This is a genomic window from Massilia genomosp. 1 (assembly GCF_011682185.1).
GTDB lineage: Bacteria > Pseudomonadota > Gammaproteobacteria > Burkholderiales > Burkholderiaceae_D > Telluria_A > Telluria_A rubra.
In genome coordinates this window covers 32429-48128 of sequence record NZ_WHJF01000020.1, presented here as the reverse complement: position 1 = coordinate 48128, position 15700 = coordinate 32429, and the positions used below count along the sequence as shown (strand labels likewise).

Sequence of the window (15700 nt, the reverse complement as noted above, 5' to 3'; positions counted from 1 at the left end):
GCCGCAGTATTCCATGAACAGTCTTTTGACGCCGCCGCCATGAAAATCCGCGCCTATCTCGCGCTGATGGTCGCGGCGATCCTGATTCCGGTCATTCTGTTCTCGACGATTTCGCTCAACATGCTGCTCAAGGCCGAGCGCGAAGCGGCGCTCAAGGGCGTGCGCGAAACGGCGCGCATCTCGCTGGTGAGCATCGACCGCGAACTGACCAACACCCAGAGCGCGGTGCGCATGCTGGCCACCTCGCCGCACCTGGCGCGCGGCGACCTGGCCGGCTTCTACGAGCAGGCGCGCTTCGCCGACAAGGTGGGCGCCACCTGGACCGCGCTGCTCGACGAGCGCGGGCAGCAGTTGATCAATACCGCGGTGCCGTTCGGCGCACCCTTGCCGGAGCCGGACGCGGCCCAGCGCGTGGCCCAGGTGCTGGGCGCCGGCACGCCGCAAATTTCCAACCTGATTCGCGGGGTCGTCACGCAAGCCTTGCTGGTGGTGGTCGACGTGCCGGTCACCACGCCGGACGGCATGCGCTACGTGATCGCGCAGGGTTTCAAGATCGACCATTTCAACGGCGTGCTGACCCAGGTGAACGCGCCGCCGACCTGGCTGGCCGGCGTGTACGACCGCAACGGCATGACGATCGCCCAGACCTACGGCGGCGGCGCGGCCGGACGCGGCGAGACCCGCCCGGACCTGCGCGAAGCGATCCGCAGCAAGACCATCGGCGTGATCCGCAACGCCAGCGACGACAACATGAAGCTGTACACGGTGCTGGAACGCTCGGCGCTGTCCGGATGGACGGTGGCCGTGGGCGTGCCGGAAGCCGAAATCGAATCGGCGGCGCGCAGCGCGCTGATGGTGTCGATTATCGGACTGGCGGCGGCGGTGTGCTGCGCCACGCTGGCCGCCGTGTTCTTTGCGCGCCGGCTGTCGCGCTCGATCCGCCAGGTGGCGCGCTCGGCGCATGCGCTCGGCGGCAGCGGCGAGGCGGCCCGCAGCGCCGTGTCGGGCGTGGCCGAGGTGGACGAGGTGCAGGCCGCGATCGTGGCGGCGGCGGCGGTGGTCGAGCAGGAAAGGCAATCGCGCCTTGTCGCCGAAACCGAGCGCGAAATCTTGTTCGAGCGCGAACACGAGGCGCGCACCAAGGCCGAACAGCAGAACCGGGCCAAGGATGAATTCCTGGCGATGCTGGGGCACGAATTGCGCAACCCGCTGGCGGCGATCGTCAACGCGACGGGCGTGATGGCCCATCCGGGCATGCCGGCCGCCGCCAGCGAGCGCGCGCGCGAGATCATCACGCGCCAGAGCGGGCACCTGACCCGCATCGTGGACGACTTGCTCGACATGGGCCGGGTTCACTCCGGGAAGATCCTGCTGGAGCGGCGCGCGCTGCGCCTGGACCAGGTGATCGACAATTACATGGCCACCCTGCGCGCCTCGCAGCGCTCGGCGCGCCATGAGTTGCGCGTCGATAGCGCGCCGGTGTGGGTCGATGGCGACCCGACCCGGTTGGAGCAGATCGTTTCGAACCTGCTCGACAACGCACTCAAATACACCCCGGCCGGCGGCACCATTTCGGTGACCGTGAAGGCCGAGGGCGAGGAAGCGGTGCTGTGCGTATCCGATTCGGGCATCGGGATCGCGCCGGAGCTGATGCCGTATGTGTTCGACCTGTTCGTGCAGGGTGCGCGCCCGCTCGACCGCGCCCAGGGCGGCCTGGGCGTGGGGCTGGCGCTGGTGCGCCAACTGGCCCTGATGCATGGCGGCAGGGCGGACGTGCGCAGCGCCGGCATGGGCCTGGGCAGCAGTTTCGAGCTGCGCCTGCCGCGCGTACACGCGCCCCAATCCGAGGTGAGCGTGCCGGCGCCGGCGCCCTCGTCGCGCCAGCGCGTGCTGCTGATCGAAGATAACGAGGACGGGCGCGAGATGATGGCCATGATGCTCGAAGCGCAGCAGTACCGGGTCGACACGGCCATCGACGGCGTCGACGGCCTGCGCCAGGCCGCGCTGGCATGCCCCGATATTGCGCTGGTCGATATCGGCCTGCCCGGCATCGACGGCTACGAGGTGGCGCGCCGCATGCGCGCCGACCCGGCAACGAGCAAGGTGCGCCTGGTGGCGCTGACCGGCTATGGGCAGGACAGCGACCGCGAACGCGCCCTCGGCGCCGGGTTCGACGCGCACCTGGTCAAGCCGGTGGACATGGCGCGCCTGATGGAGGCGCTCGAGGCGCCGCAGTTGGCGAAAACGGCCGGCTAGCCGATCAGGCGCAAGCCCTGCGCCTTGGCCAGGCGGCCGTCGGCCAGGCGCTTGATGTCGTCGAAGTTGACCGGCTTGATGAGGTGATGGTCGAAGCCCGCGTCCAGGGTGCGCTGGCGCGCGTCGCTCTGGCCCCAGCCGGTCAGGGCGATCATCAGCACCGACTGCGAGCCGGGTTTCAAGCGGATGCGGCGCGCCGCTTCGTAACCGTCCATGCTCGGCATGCCTAGGTCCATCACGATCATGTCGGGCATGCCCTGTTCGACCGCCTGCACCGCCTCAAAGCCGTCGTACGCGGTGGCGACGTTACAGTTCTCCATTTCGAACAGCGCCTGCAGCGAGTCCGCCGCATCGCGGTTGTCGTCCACCACCAGCACCTTGGGACGCCGGTCGATCGAGCCGATGACGTCGGCCATGGGCGTGGCCATGGCCGGACGCGCTTCGGTCACCACCGGCAGGGTGACGATAAACTCGCTGCCCTTGCCAAGTCCCTCGCTGGTGACATGCACGCTGCCGCCATGCATTTCGGCGAACTGGCGCGACAGGCTCAAACCGATTCCGAGACCGCTGGCGATCTGGCCCGAGGGCGGCCGGCTTTGCTCGAACATGAAGAAGATGCGTCCGATGGCGGCCGCTTCGAGCCCGATGCCGGTATCCTTGACGTAGATGTTGAGGGCGCCGAATTCGACCTGCCCGCGCACAGTGATGTAGCCGCCGGCCGGCGTGAACTTGACCGCGTTCGAGGCGATGTTGGCGACGATCTGCACCACGCGCGCGTAGTCGGCGTAGAGCACCACGTCGCCCGGCGGCATGGCCACGTCGATCTTGATGCGCTTGCCCGCCGCGGCGGCCGAGCACAGTTCGGTGACGTGTTCCATCACCTGGGCAAAGGTGGTGTAGTCGCGCTGCAGTTCGATCTTGCCGCTGTTGATGCGGGCCACATCGAGCAGGTCGTCGACCAGCCGGGTGAGATGGGCGACCTGGCGCTCGATCACGTCGCTCACCTTCTTGACGGGCGCCTGGTCGGGATACAGGTGATTGAGTACGCTCATCGAGGTGCGGATGGGCGCGAGCGGGTTGCGCAGCTCGTGACCGAGGCTGGCCAGGAATTCATCCTTGCGGCGGTCGGTTTCGCGCACCTGGTACTGTTTTTCGCGGGCGCGCAGCACCGATTGCAGCGACGTGATGAGGGTCAGGGTGCGCACCGGGCGCTCGAGCAGGGTGACGTTGCCGAGGGCGCTGATGGCCTGGCGCACGCTGAGCGAATCGGGACCGCGGTGCGTGAGCAGCACGATCGGCAGGTCCGACCAGTTGGGCTGGCGCTGGACGAATTCGCCGAGCGCTTTCATGCCGCCGTTCGACAGCGCTTCTTCGACCGTGAGCACGGCGCCGACGCCGATCAAGAGTTCTTCGGCGAGTTTCTGGACGTTTTCGGCGACCAGGTTGTCGACTTGCGCGAGGGTGAGCATTTTCGACGCCAGCACCGCGTCTTGCCCGGTCGGGGCGTAGATCAGGATACGCTTTTCCATAGGCCGCTTTTCGCTTATCCGTTGTCGTCGTCGAACAGCACGTGGGACTGGTTGTCGTCGAAGGTGGGAACACCGGTCAGGATGCCGTGGAAGTTGGTCAGCACTTCGCCCACTTCGATGCCCTTGCTGCTGATCGAGAACAAGCGGATGGTGCGCTCGTGCAGGCCGACGCGTTTCTTGAACACCGAAATGGCCTGGCGCACCTTGCCGCGCGCTTCGAAGTAACGCAGCATGATGACGCTGTCGGCGATGTAGCTGGCGTCGACCGTGGTGCTCATGCTGCCGCCGATGAGGCCGGGCTGCACGCCGACCAGGATGGTGACCACGCCGCGCTGGCCCAGGTAGGTCAGCAGTTCGTGCATGTGGGTGGCGAGGAAGCGCTCGTCGGGCATGGCATTCAGAAAACCATTGAGGCTGTCGATGACGATCACGCGCGCGCCGCCGGCTTCGGCGTCGGTCACCGCCTGCATGAATTCGCCGGGCGCCATTTCGGCCGGATCGATCTGCTTGATGGTGAGCAGGCCGTTGTCGATCGCGCCCTCGAGATCGATACCGAGGCCGGTGGAGCGCAGCAGCAGGTTGTTGGCCGCTTCCTCGAACAGGAACATGGCCGCTTTCTGGCCGCGCTGCGTGGCCGCATACACATACTGTGCGCACAGCGACGACTTGCCGGTGCCCGGTGGGCCGGAGAGCAGGGTGCTGGTGCCTTCATCGAGGCCGCCGCCGGTCAGGGCGTCGAGTTGGGCGATGCCGCTCGAAAGCCGTTTGCGTTCGGTGTGTACGCGCGTGTGGGCGGCGATCAGGCGCGGGAACACCACCAGGCCGCCGGTGACGATTTTATAGTCGTGCGAGCCGCCGCGAAAGGCGATGCCGCGGTATTTGACGATGCGCACGCGGCGTCGTTCGGAGCCGTAGTCCTGGTTGATCAGTTCGAGCGTGATGACGCCGTGCGCCACGCTGCGCACCTGCAGGTCGCCGGAGAGGGCGGTGCGGTCGTCGAGGAACAGGGTGGTGCAGCCTTTGCCGGAGAGGTACTGCTTGAGCGCGAGCACCTGGCGGCGGTAGCGCAGCGGGCTTTCGGCCAGCAGCTGCAGTTCGGAGAGCGAATCGAGGACGACGCGGGTCGGCTTGTACTTTTCGATCGTGTCGAGGATGCGCTGGGTGGTCATGCCCATCTCGATTTCGGACGGGTGGAAAATGGTGAACTGGTGGTCGGGGTGGAGGATGTTCTCGTTGGGGATGATGTCCTCGACGTGGATGCCGTCCATCGACCAGCCGTGCGACTGCGCCACCGCTTTGAGTTCGACGCGCGTTTCGGCCAGGGTGATATAGATGACCGATTCGCCGCGGCGCACGCCTTCGTACAGGAACTGGAGGGCGAGCGTGGTCTTGCCTGTGCCGGGCTCGCCTTCGATCAGGAACAGGCGGTCGCTGGTGAGGCCGCCGCCGAGAATGGTGTCCAGTCCGGGGACGCCGGTTGAAAGAAAGCGGCTGGTGTCGCTGTTCTGAATTTCCATGGAGGGAATCTCCGTTTTTCTCATCGAAAATTTCGTAAATTACAACACTGTTTGAGAAATAGTACATGAATGCGGATCGGGTTGTAGTTCTGTACGGAAGCAAACGCCAGTAGGGTTGTAGAGAGGTAAGGCGTATTTCTGGGAGGAGTTTGAGGCAGCGCAAAGTGCGTGCGGGCGCATACGAGGGGGTACGATTTTGTGTCACAAAAACGCAAGATGCTCTGATATAATTCGCAGCTCGTCGGGGCGTAGCGCAGCCTGGTAGCGTACTTGCATGGGGTGCAAGGGGTCGAGTGTTCGAATCACTCCGTCCCGACCAATAGAATCAATGACTTAGCGAAAGCCGGCACATGCCGGCTTTTTGTTTTTCTGTTCCGTGCCTTACAGGTGCCTTAGATTTAAGGCGTGGCTTAGCAGATCGCTTCGGAGCTTCTTGGACTATCCAAAGGCATCTGCCGACGTTCACCCTGGCGCTTACACTATTTTTTCATTTTCTCTACTGCGCTTACACGGTGCGCTTCCCATGATCGCCGCACGGCCTTGAAATGTCGTTCCATCCGTTCGATCTCATCGCGCGCCTGTTTCTTGCTACCGTCAAAGAAAGCGACCGGAATTAGTGGGTCGCCTACGCCATTTTCAGCGAAGGGGATTTTCATCGCACGAAGTTGCTCACATTGCCGACGTGTGTTCTTGAACCCGGTCAGCATCACGATATCCTCGACGGAAAGAAGATGTTCGCTGCGTCTGATTGCTATCGGCTGGCGTTCCTCCTCGTCGTTCGGACCCATTGAATAGCGCTGAGGCCCCTCAAATGCGGGAAGATCTGGCTTTGGCATAGACTTGCCGGCCCGCAGATTGATCCAGTAGAACAAGGGTGGGAGCGGGATGCGCAACGCCTTACATGCTGCTTGAATCGTCTCAACGGGCACGCGCATGGACTTGGCGACTTCGCCAATGGGTCTAGCCCAGACTGCATCGTAGATTTTCTCCCGTTTCATCGCTGGTGCAACTCAGTTACGGAAGGCGAACGGGATGACTTTTTCCCTCAAGGTAGGTTCCAGGGTCTTTCGCCCCTCGATCGCGCTGCGAGGAACCACAGGGGCGCCTAACGCATTGACCCAAAACGGTATTCGCATAGTTCGGAGTTGCTCGATCTGCTTGCTCTTGGTCTTGCGGCCGGTAAGCACTGCCACTTCATCCTTCGTCAGGAACATATCACTCATTCAGCCTTTCCTCCTCTGTTCGAACGTTCACAGGCGAGCATATATGCGGCTGATCTGAGGATCGTCGGGATTGTAGTCCGGTCGCGGCCCTCGAAAGTTGTTCCCAGTCGCGGTGAGGTTTCTTATTTCGCTAACGCTAAGGATTTTCCAAGCTCCTTTGTCGTATACCAGGCCTCTATTTCCCTGTTGGTAACAGCGCAGTTTTTCCTCGCCATTTTTATCGGTGCCGTAGCAGTGCGGCTCAACGAGCCGAACCTTCTCGTTGTAGCGAAGTTCAAGTACCTGCTTGTTTTCAATGGCCAACTTGATAATCGAGTTCAACTTAGTTCTCCCTTGAAGCGCGCAGCGCTTTTCTCATGCGGATAGGGGGCAGCGGCTGACAACGGCCTACGGTTTGCGCCTAGGTATGGAATTCACGCCCTCCCAGTCTAGCTGCGGCTCTGGTCGGCGCATCTTTTTTGGGGTGTTCGCCCCGAAGCTTTCTTCAACGTGTAATCGCAAGATCGCAAGGCTGGCGTCTGGTCGCTCTCGGCACACAATGCCCATGAAGTTCAGAACCCGCTTCTGAGCCGCGCGTTGCGTTCGCCCAGTCAGCTCAACCACTTCTTCGTCCGTGAGAAACATGTTGGTCATCGATGCTCTCTTTCTCAGTCGGTCAGCTCATTCGCATGCATGGCTCAATCAGATCGGTTTGCCAGCCGCCTTGCGGGCCTTGGATGGCTGCTGAAAGCTCTCCGCCCACCGGACCACGTCGCGCGCTATGTACAGCGCTTGTGGTTTCGCTGTGCCGGGCAGTCTGACCGCCTTGGGGAAACTTGGTTGAACAACGATATCCCTGCGAACCGTGTCCGCTGATCGCTTGAGGTATGTTGCAATGTCGCTGGTGTCCCATAGATCTAGCGATCCTGGTACAACTAAGGCGACTCGTTTTCCCACCGAGCCCGCCACGGCTTCAGCAATGCGTGAAATGTCTTCGTCAGAAATATTGGCGGATTTACTCTGTGACTGTTCGATGCTCGGATTCTCGCGACTCCGTTCGGCCTTCGGGCCGTCCGATGCAACAGGGACTCGCGTAGCTTCCTCCCTGCATCGGTCGAGGTAGCTACCGACATCGCGCACATCGGCGATCACGTATTTCCCCTCCTTACGAGTCGGTATGGGGAATGTCCCGGCGCTCATCTTGTTGCGCACCGTCCCAATCTCGGCCCCGATTTCGTGACACACCTCATCCAGCCTCATCACGAGTCGCTCGTATTTCATAGCTAAGAAGATGTCGGCCCTCATCCTTTCAGCGCCCGCCTAGTTTGAGCAGGGTTTCGACCACGGATTCGAGCGTTTGCCTGTTCGTCGGGGCCGCAAGTTTTTCTGCAATCGCGGCAGCCTGCGCGTCGTTCGTGGTGCCCACGTTTGCGGGTTCAAGAGACTGCACCAAGCGAAAAACAATCTCGGCGTTCATGCTGCGGTTGTTTGCCTTTGCCTCTTCGGCAATCCGATCGCGCATACCGACTGGTAGTCGGACGACAAATTGATCTGCGGCCCTACTAGGCGGGGAAGTCTTCATACGTCGAGATGATACTAGCCATGTGATATCTTTCAATGATACGTACTTGCGATGATCGCACTTTGATAGTATATTAGGTTGACATACCGCATTCTTGAGAACCCACATGACGACCGCAATTGACCAAGCTACGTGCGCAAAAGAACAGTTCATTCTGCGATTTCCTGCGGGGATGCGCGCGCAGCTCAAAAATATCGCTGCCGCGAACCGTCGTTCTCTGAACGCCGAGCTCCTGCTGATGATTGAACGTGGCCTAGCGGTCGCATGTGCGCCGCAGAGTACTCTGCAACCCAAGCGCGGCAACGACGTATTAAATTTGAAGAAAGAGAATATGGCTTAAGCGAGCCGAAGGAACCTGAAATAAGAAAGGGCGCCCTGCAAGGCGCCCCTCTGTTCAGTGCAAACGCCCTGGCGTTACCAGGTGTTGTGGTCAAAGATGCTGAAGACATCTTTTGGCCTGTGAATCACATCGTCCATTTGAAAGAAGAACATGATCAACGAAGCCAATGTTAAAGCGAATCCCGGTAAAACGCAACATTTACTTGCTGACACCTCGTCGGCAGCTTGCGCGCTGCTCCAAACGCTTATGAACCTGGACCGCTACCTCGATGCCAGCGGATATGATGCGTCCCATCCTTGGCGCCTGGAAATTGGCGCTGCGGTCACGAGCGGCAAGCGGACCGACCAGGAGCACTCGCTCCGCGATGTGGCCATTGGTCGCGCTCGCGACGCTGTCGACATGGCCGCCATAGGTGCGAGCTTCATCAATGACAATATCCTGCCTGCGGTGTATGCGCTCGTGGAGCTCATCGAAATTCATGAGCTTGGGGACCAGGCCGACCGATATCGGCGTCCGCTTTTACCGCTTGCGAAATTAACGCGTCAATTGGCCGAGGAAGCGGCCGGCGGTCTTGAGTCTGAAGAGCGTGCGATGCAGGCAAAGCTGGTAGCGGTAGAAGGAGGCCAGGCATGAGATCCACTACAGTTGTCGAACAGGCTGTCGACGTTGACACCGTCCAACAGCACGGACATGAGCTCGGTATTTTGATGGATGCCATACTGGATGCTCTCGATGGACTGGTGTGTCCTGATCGGAATACGTCCAAAATCCACGACAAGGTTAGCTATTTTGTGCGATGTGCAGCGGGCCACGCTCGAGCTCTTGCTCAGTTTGGAGCGCAGACTGAAGAGTCAGGATCGTCACCGAAGGGGGAAGAGGCATGAATGCTCGCGTCCCCAATCCTCACTTTAACTTCGTTGAGCGCGCACCTTACGAGCTGGGTTACCTCTTGAACAAATTGCCGGCCGACTTTTCGTCCCGTTCGAAATTGACTGACGACGAGCGTTTGATCGCCGAGGCGGCCAGCACGCATGCCTCCAATGCAAATTCCGAATTGATGAACGGTCTTGAGGCGTTGGGCCAGGTCATCGCCCACGCTGCGCTGAACCCCGACAGGGGCGGCCTCGACAAGCATCAGATGATGAGCTTGGGCGCTCTGATCAAGCACATGGCGGTCGAGGCGCAATTTCTTCAGGAGCTTGACTTCCGGTTGAGCGAGGCGCTTGGCGCTGACAGCCCGGCCGGCTTTGATTCCCCAGCCATGCCGAACTCCTTCGGAGGTGCAGCATGAGCGAACTGACAAAGCGTTCAGGCCAGCTGGCGGCAGTGGGCGCGATTAATGCAGTCAACCTGACCCCAGATGAAAGGCTGATGCTGGCGACGTATCGCGCCCCTAATATTGAGCTCCAAGGCTTTTGTTTAGACGTAACGGTATCAATGAAGGAGGCAAGCAGTCCACGCCACGTTCGGCCGACACTGAAAGTCATCACCGGGGGTGCGACATGAACAAAAAGTTTCAGCAGTCTGATTCGATGAAGCATCTCGATGCCGCATGTGATAAGACCTCTGCGGCGTTAGCGATCATCGACTGTGTTCGCGTTCTTTGTTCGCTTGAGCGCGCACCGGAGGGGCGAGGCGAAGGTCTGACGACCGGTCATGGCTTTGCCGCTGGCGATACCACGCGTGACGTTAGCATGGCGCTCGCGCTCTACCATGCAATGGGGCTGGTGCAGGATGTGGGAAATGCCGCAGAGTCAGCGTTTCGACAACTCATGGAGACTCGGCGCGCGTCTTAGGCCCAGTGTCGTAAAATGTTTCCGCCAGCCCTAGGCTGATCCCCGAAATCCGCTCCCTGGCGGGCTGGGCTGGCATCGTATTCCAGGGGTAATAGACAGGAACGTTCATGATTCGCAATTTTATCGCAACTCGGCCGAAGTCCGAAGGCGCCTATAAAGGAAGATGGGACACGATCAGAAGGAGACGGGACACGATTTCCGATTTGTGCGATTCGCTTAGGGTGGCGATAGAAGAGCAGGCCGTTAGATTCGGTTTTGACTTAAGCGATGACGACGTGTGTGCCGAGCTGATCGATTGCGGCTGTGGGGATTTTGCTGGAGACACGGTTCCTGAAATGTGGGCGAAGCGTTTCCTGTCGATCGCATACGTAAGCCACATGAGAGCTTGGGACAACCAAGACGCCGAAGAAAGTATTGAAGACTTGTGTTTAGGAAACTGGGTGATCGGCCTGTTGGGCAGTTTCAGTAAACGAGATTTCGAACCGCATGTGTGCCCCGATTGCATCATTCAGTCTTACAAGTCAAGCGTCGCTCGCTCTGGGGGGGAGGGGCGCTCAGCCAAGTTAAAGATCCTCGAAAAGGAGACGATACGGTTGTACCTGGCTGGCGCCTGGAAAAGTGTGCCCTTAGCTGCGCAAGAAATCACTCCGCAGATTGTGAAATTCTCCTCGAAAGGAAACGGCGACCTAGCGGCGACGACAACCAAGCCGCTCGAGTGGATCCGCGAATTCAAGCAAAGTCAAAAAGTATCCGCAGCTAAGCACGCCCCACCTTCTTCTAAGTCTGACCTATAGCGTGCGCTGCTCCCCCTCGCGACGGGCAGCTTACCTTACGCCATCATTCTCTCACCGCCTCAATCAGACTCAAATGGATTGCGATTATTATGAAAATTTACGAAAGACTGCACTGGGGCGTAGGTTGTTGTGATAGCTGCGACAGTTAAGTGAGCAAAGCGTGAACCACTGTATATTTGTACAGAAATAATCGGGCGTGTCTGTGGAATACTCTGCTCCAAGACAGTACAATTAGGGTCGCTGACAGGGCTCGCATGAGAAGCCGCTGAGAAATAAATGTGAAAGAAAATACTAGGTGCGCATCTGAGGGTTCCCGCCCCCAGTTGCGCAGTGTTCTCAACCAAGAGTCGAAAACGGTTTGTCAGTCGCTAGAAAGACCGGGCTATTATTACATGCGTGATATGGCGCTGTATAGGAATCCCTAACGTGTTGTTGCACTTGCGCAGACGGTAGCGGACATAGCTAGACTCTTGCAACCAAAGAAAGTTGCAAATATGTCTATCAAAAACACGTCGTATCAATTAACGGAGCCTGTACGCCATCTTCCGGAAACCGGGTTCCTTAAACTTTCCCAGATCCTTGGCAACCCTAAGGCAGTTCCGCCTGTGCCGCCGATTATTCCAGTGTGCAAAGCAACTTGGTATGCCGGCCAAAAGACTGGCCGCTACCCGTCGCCTGTGCGCATTGGTGATGGTAGAGGCTCGTTCTACAAAGTCGAAGCAATCCGCGCTTTGATCGCCTCAGTCTAAGAGGCCACCATGAACATCACAACAGCCGCCGGCTTTCAGCCGGCAGCGGGGACTCTGCACGCCTCCGCTTTGCAGCCTAGCGCCCCGACCATGTCCAGCATCGAACTGGTCGAGCTAATTAATTCGGTCCGCGACCTGGATCGTGCCGAGCTCCGCCACGATAACTTCATGGCGAAGATCGAAAAGCATCCAGGGATCGACGCCCTGAAATTTAAGGGCGTCTACACCGGGGGTAATGGTCAGCAGCGCCCGTGCTACTACCTGCCTAAGCGTGAAGCCGAACTAATGGTCATGAGCGAATCGCTTGAAGTCCAGACCAAGGTGTATGACCGCCTGACCCAGCTTGAGGCGAGCGTCGCGGACCCGATGGCGAGCCTGTCGCCGGAACACCGCGCGTTGGTGGCCCTGCTGTTCGAAAGCTCAGCCATTAAGGCGCAACAGGCCGCTCACGCTGCTGAACTCGCCGCTCAGGCAGAGAGTATCAAGCGCATCGAAGCTAATCAAGTCGCCGCAGTTGCCAGCGTGCAGTCGTTCACGGCGCTCGGCTACTCCCTGTATCGAGACCTGGGCCTGAGCAAGATCGAGCTGGGCAAGCTGGGTAAAAAGGCGTCAGCGATCAGCAAGGCGCGCGGCTTGACGATTGATCAGGTAGGCGATGGCCGGTATGGCCGCGTCGGTTCATATCACATCAGCGTGCTCGACGATGCGCTGATCGAAATTTCTAAGTAAGGAGCAAGCAATGAATCTCCAGCAACTCCTACAAACGAAGTTCGAACAGCGCATCTACGGCTCGCTCAAGGTCGGAGACCTGTGCATTTGGCAGAACCTTACCGGCGACGATGCGCATCTCAACGGTACCGAGACGACGATCATTCAGATCAACGAGACCGTGATGGCCCGCGCACCGTACCTGACCGATACGCGGCTCGACGGCATGCGTTGCTGCGGCGAGCCGCACGAACTGCGCAAGAAGGCGCTGCCGGCGCGCGAGGTCGATGCCTTGGTGGCCTGGTCGGATTGTCCCTGGCAGCCGGGTGAGCCGGCAGCGTCGAGCGTATTTGCCGTGTCGATCAACTTTACGGAGGGCAGCCATGCATAAGGAAATGAGAGTGGTCATGGACATTTGCGCAGCCTCGCGCGCGGCCGGCCTGGTGGCGCGTCCCGACATTGCCAAGTGCCATGGCTCGATTGGTGACCTGACGCCCAAGTGCATCAGCTGCGTTCGCATCCTGGCGCCGGAGGGAGTGGGGCAGCAGTACGCCGACCCAACGATCACCGGCGATATATGCAGCCAGTACGCGAGCCTGGAGCGTTACGGCCACCTGTTTGTGGTTGCGCCGGCGCCTCACGACGAATGTGCAGCGGGCATGACGGAAAAGGGCGCAGCAACTGTATGACTGCCTCGCCGCAAACCGAGGATGGCTATCTGATGATCGCCAACGAATTAATGGAGGCCATCCTGGGCTTCGGATTTTCGTTGCGCGAGCAGTCGGTGCTGTTCACGATCATCCGCAAAACCTACGGTTTCCGTAAGAAGGAGGACGACATCTCGGCGTCGCAGATCGGCGACATGTGCAATGTCGCGCGCCAGCACGTCACGTCAACATTGAACTTGCTGGCGGTACGCAGGGTGATCACTAAACGCCCTGGTCGATTCGGTTCGATCATCGGCGTTCAAAAGGATCATCGGAAGTGGGTGACGATGCAGCACATGAGGTCGGCGGCAGCTAGTCCTGATTTGGGACAGGTCGATTATTTGGAAGACGGCGAAAACCGTGATTCAGTAGTCCCGAATCAGGACACCTGTCCCGAATTGGGACATGTCCCGAATCAGGACGTTGCTAGTCCCAATTCGGGACACTTGCTAGTCCCAATTCGGGACACACAAAAGACAACCTCAAAAGACAACCAACAAAAGAAAAGATCTTGCGCTCCGCAAGCGGAACGCGAATCCGAAAGCAGGACCTCAGCAGGCCGACAAGGCCGGGCCACGACAGGTTCGAGCGACGATTTGCAAAACCGCTTTGCACGGTTCTACGCAGCCTACCCCCGCAAGAAGTCGCGGAAAGCGGCCGAGAAGGCGTTTGCCAAGCTCAACCCCGACGAGCAGCTCCTGGCGGACATCCTGTCCAGCCTCGAGCGGGCCATGACATCGGGCGAGTGGACAGACCCGCAGTTCATCCCGTACCCGGCGAGCTGGCTGGGCGCCGAGGGCTGGCGTGACGAGATCCAGGTCGAATACTCGGCCTGCGAGCAGGCTGTCATCGGTTTTTTCAACGATGCGCTTGGCGAGCAGCTCGGCGTGGTGCCCATGGCCCCGTTTGTCGGCGCCCGCGCTGCGGCGATTCGGAGCTTCGTGACGTTTTCTCAAAAGCCAGGATTCACAGAGCGCTACTTCCCGTGGGTGCGCGACAACACGAGCCTGCCGCCTGGCGTCGGATTCGATTTTCTCATCAGCCGCAAGGGCTTTAGCAATGCCACAAGCGGCCAGCACGAACGGAAGGCAAAATGAACGACCACCACATCCAAGCGACCGCGCCACAGTCGATCGAATCCGAACAGGCAGTGCTCGGCGCCCTGCTGCGCAGCAATGACGCCATCGACCGCATCGGCGATTTGCAGGACAAGCATTTCTACCGTGAAGATCACAAGGCTATCTTCGGCGAGGTCAAAAAACTGATTTCGAAGGGGCAGCCTGCGGACGTGATGACCGTCTGGGCCGCGTTAGAAGGCCGTGGCGGGCCGATCACCGATGGGTTGGCTCCGTACCTCAACCGGATCGCACAAAGCGTTCCTAGCGCCGCTAATGTGGCTCAGTACGCCAAGACGGTCGTCGACCGCTCGGCACTACGCGGCGCATTGTGGGTGGCGGACCAGATCACGGACCTGGCGTACCACCCCAAGGGGCGGAGCGTTGACCAGGTGCTCGACCAGATGCAAACGATGGTTTCAACCCTGGCCGAACGGCGCGTACGCAATGAGCCGCGCATGATCAGTGCGGTGCTGCTCGACTTCATCGAGGGTGTGTCGCAGCGTGCCGAGGGCTTGGAAAGTGCGATGTCGACCGGCATCCCAGCGATGGACCAAATGATGAACGGCGGCCTGCGTCCCGGTCAGCTGATTATCGTCGCCGGACGCCCGTCGATGGGTAAGACGGCGCTGTCGGCCGACATCGGGCTGGCGCTTGCAGAGCAACAGAGCGTGCTGATGTTCTCTCTTGAAATGGGTAGCCAGGAGATCGCCGGCCGCGCGCTGTCCAATCGCGGACGTGTGGCGCTATCCAAGGTGATGGGGCGAATAGACGCGAACGATAAATTGGCCTGGGATGGTGTCACAGCCGGCTGCATGCGACTGGATGAACTGCGCTTTGCCATTGACGATACCGCCGCCATCACGCTGCTGGAGTTGCGGATGAAGGCCAAGGCATGGAAGCGCCGCCACGGGCTCGACGTGATTATCGTCGACTACATTGGCCTAATGACCGGTGGGGAGGGCGACAAGCGCAGCGACCAGATTGGCTCGTACTCGCGCGGCCTCAAGGCATTAGCCAAAGACCTGGGCGTCGCAGTGATCGCGCTGGCGCAGCTGAATCGGAAGTCGGAGGACCGACCTGATGCTCGGCCAATTCTTTCGGATCTACGCGACTCCGGCGAGATTGAACAGGATGCTGATGTCGTGATGTTTGTGCACCGGCCGGAGATGCGCAATCCGGAGAACAGCGATTTGCGCGGCTACGCTGAGGTGATGATTCGCAAACAGCGGAGCGGCGCGCTGGGCGACATTCCCATGCTTTTCGACGGGCCAACGTGCAGGTTCGCGCCATGGAGTGGCGCGCCGCCATCTGCGACAACGACATCGACACGCAGATCGAAGTTCGATGGATGAGGCCATGCACGTTTGCCAACACTGCGCCTTTAGGGAAAAAATGATCCAGT

Annotated in this window: 21 protein-coding genes and 1 tRNA gene; 14 read left to right on the top strand and 8 right to left on the bottom strand. The window is 59.9% G+C overall.

Features of this window, described 5'->3' with window-relative positions:
- Window positions 1-39: 39 nt before the first annotated feature.
- Window positions 40-2256, top strand: a complete 2217-nt coding sequence (locus F1735_RS10115; protein ID WP_229505699.1) for an ATP-binding protein — start codon at window positions 40-42, stop codon at window positions 2254-2256.
- On the opposite strand, the gene F1735_RS10110 is transcribed toward F1735_RS10115, so the two are convergent.
- Window positions 2253-3785: a hybrid sensor histidine kinase/response regulator gene (locus F1735_RS10110; RefSeq protein WP_167236811.1), complete on the bottom strand. Its 1533-nt coding sequence runs from the start codon at window positions 3783-3785 to the stop codon at window positions 2253-2255. The two genes, F1735_RS10115 and F1735_RS10110, sit on opposite strands and share 4 nt — an antisense overlap.
- 14 nt (window positions 3786-3799) lie before the next feature.
- The gene (locus F1735_RS10105) at window positions 3800-5302 is read right to left on the bottom strand and encodes an ATPase domain-containing protein (protein ID WP_167236810.1); all 1503 of its coding nucleotides are present in this window, start codon (window positions 5300-5302) and stop codon (window positions 3800-3802) included.
- A 242-nt stretch (window positions 5303-5544) separates the two neighbouring features.
- Here F1735_RS10105 and F1735_RS10100 point away from each other — a divergent pair.
- A tRNA-Pro gene (locus F1735_RS10100) sits at window positions 5545-5621 on the top strand.
- Window positions 5622-5781: 160 nt separating this feature from the next.
- Here F1735_RS10100 and F1735_RS10095 read toward each other — a convergent pair.
- The 6 genes from F1735_RS10095 to F1735_RS37865 form a co-directional block, all read right to left on the bottom strand.
- Window positions 5782-6300: a DUF4224 domain-containing protein gene (locus F1735_RS10095; protein ID WP_167236809.1), complete on the bottom strand. Its 519-nt coding sequence runs from the start codon at window positions 6298-6300 to the stop codon at window positions 5782-5784.
- Between the two features lie 12 nt (window positions 6301-6312).
- Entirely contained in the window at window positions 6313-6525 is a 213-nt protein-coding gene (locus tag F1735_RS10090) for a DUF4224 domain-containing protein (protein ID WP_167236808.1), read from the bottom strand.
- 27 nt (window positions 6526-6552) lie between these two features.
- Window positions 6553-6846, bottom strand: coding sequence for a hypothetical protein (locus F1735_RS10085; RefSeq protein WP_167236807.1), 294 nt, complete (start codon window positions 6844-6846; stop codon window positions 6553-6555).
- A 66-nt stretch (window positions 6847-6912) separates the two neighbouring features.
- Window positions 6913-7149 (bottom strand): DUF4224 domain-containing protein, encoded by a 237-nt coding sequence (locus tag F1735_RS10080; RefSeq protein ID WP_229505702.1) that lies wholly within the window; start codon window positions 7147-7149, stop codon window positions 6913-6915.
- 57 nt (window positions 7150-7206) lie between these two features.
- Complete coding sequence (locus F1735_RS35500) at window positions 7207-7809, bottom strand: hypothetical protein (protein WP_187364207.1); 603 nt, start codon at window positions 7807-7809, stop codon at window positions 7207-7209.
- A 4-nt stretch (window positions 7810-7813) separates the two neighbouring features.
- Window positions 7814-8086 carry an Arc family DNA-binding protein gene (locus F1735_RS37865; protein ID WP_167236805.1) on the bottom strand — a complete coding sequence of 91 codons (273 nt, stop codon included), beginning with the start codon at window positions 8084-8086 and terminating at the stop codon, window positions 7814-7816.
- 106 nt (window positions 8087-8192) lie between these two features.
- Between F1735_RS37865 and F1735_RS10065 the strand changes: the two genes are divergently transcribed.
- The 12 genes from F1735_RS10065 to F1735_RS10010 all read left to right on the top strand — a co-directional run bounded on the left by F1735_RS10065 (window position 8193) and on the right by F1735_RS10010 (window position 15650).
- On the top strand, window positions 8193-8426 hold the full coding sequence (locus F1735_RS10065) for an Arc family DNA-binding protein (protein ID WP_167236804.1): 234 nt from the start codon (window positions 8193-8195) through the stop codon (window positions 8424-8426).
- A 150-nt stretch (window positions 8427-8576) separates the two neighbouring features.
- On the top strand, window positions 8577-9059 hold the full coding sequence (locus F1735_RS10060; RefSeq protein WP_167236803.1) for a hypothetical protein: 483 nt from the start codon (window positions 8577-8579) through the stop codon (window positions 9057-9059).
- 247 nt (window positions 9060-9306) lie between these two features.
- Entirely contained in the window at window positions 9307-9717 is a 411-nt protein-coding gene (locus F1735_RS10055) for a hypothetical protein (RefSeq protein WP_167236802.1), read from the top strand.
- Complete coding sequence (locus F1735_RS10050; protein ID WP_167236801.1) at window positions 9714-9932, top strand: hypothetical protein; 219 nt, start codon at window positions 9714-9716, stop codon at window positions 9930-9932. The genes F1735_RS10055 and F1735_RS10050 overlap by 4 nt, the downstream gene beginning before the upstream one ends.
- Window positions 9929-10222, top strand: coding sequence for a hypothetical protein (locus F1735_RS10045; RefSeq protein WP_167236800.1), 294 nt, complete (start codon window positions 9929-9931; stop codon window positions 10220-10222). Before F1735_RS10050 ends, F1735_RS10045 begins: the two co-directional genes overlap by 4 nt.
- Before the next feature lie 107 nt (window positions 10223-10329).
- Window positions 10330-11016 (top strand): hypothetical protein, encoded by a 687-nt coding sequence (locus tag F1735_RS10040; RefSeq protein WP_167236799.1) that lies wholly within the window; start codon window positions 10330-10332, stop codon window positions 11014-11016.
- Window positions 11017-11510: 494 nt separating this feature from the next.
- Window positions 11511-11765: a helix-turn-helix transcriptional regulator gene (locus F1735_RS10035; protein WP_167236798.1), complete on the top strand. Its 255-nt coding sequence runs from the start codon at window positions 11511-11513 to the stop codon at window positions 11763-11765.
- Between the two features lie 9 nt (window positions 11766-11774).
- Window positions 11775-12494: a hypothetical protein gene (locus F1735_RS10030; protein WP_167236797.1), complete on the top strand. Its 720-nt coding sequence runs from the start codon at window positions 11775-11777 to the stop codon at window positions 12492-12494.
- A 10-nt stretch (window positions 12495-12504) separates the two neighbouring features.
- The gene (locus F1735_RS10025) at window positions 12505-12864 is read left to right on the top strand and encodes a hypothetical protein (protein WP_167236796.1); all 360 of its coding nucleotides are present in this window, start codon (window positions 12505-12507) and stop codon (window positions 12862-12864) included.
- Window positions 12857-13162 carry a hypothetical protein gene (locus tag F1735_RS10020; RefSeq protein ID WP_167236795.1) on the top strand — a complete coding sequence of 102 codons (306 nt, stop codon included), beginning with the start codon at window positions 12857-12859 and terminating at the stop codon, window positions 13160-13162. The genes F1735_RS10025 and F1735_RS10020 overlap by 8 nt, the downstream gene beginning before the upstream one ends.
- Window positions 13051-14277, top strand: a complete 1227-nt coding sequence (locus F1735_RS10015; RefSeq protein ID WP_308627110.1) for a replication protein — start codon at window positions 13051-13053, stop codon at window positions 14275-14277. Before F1735_RS10020 ends, F1735_RS10015 begins: the two co-directional genes overlap by 112 nt.
- Complete coding sequence (locus F1735_RS10010) at window positions 14274-15650, top strand: replicative DNA helicase (RefSeq protein WP_167236794.1); 1377 nt, start codon at window positions 14274-14276, stop codon at window positions 15648-15650. The genes F1735_RS10015 and F1735_RS10010 overlap by 4 nt, the downstream gene beginning before the upstream one ends.
- Window positions 15651-15700 lie beyond the last annotated feature (50 nt).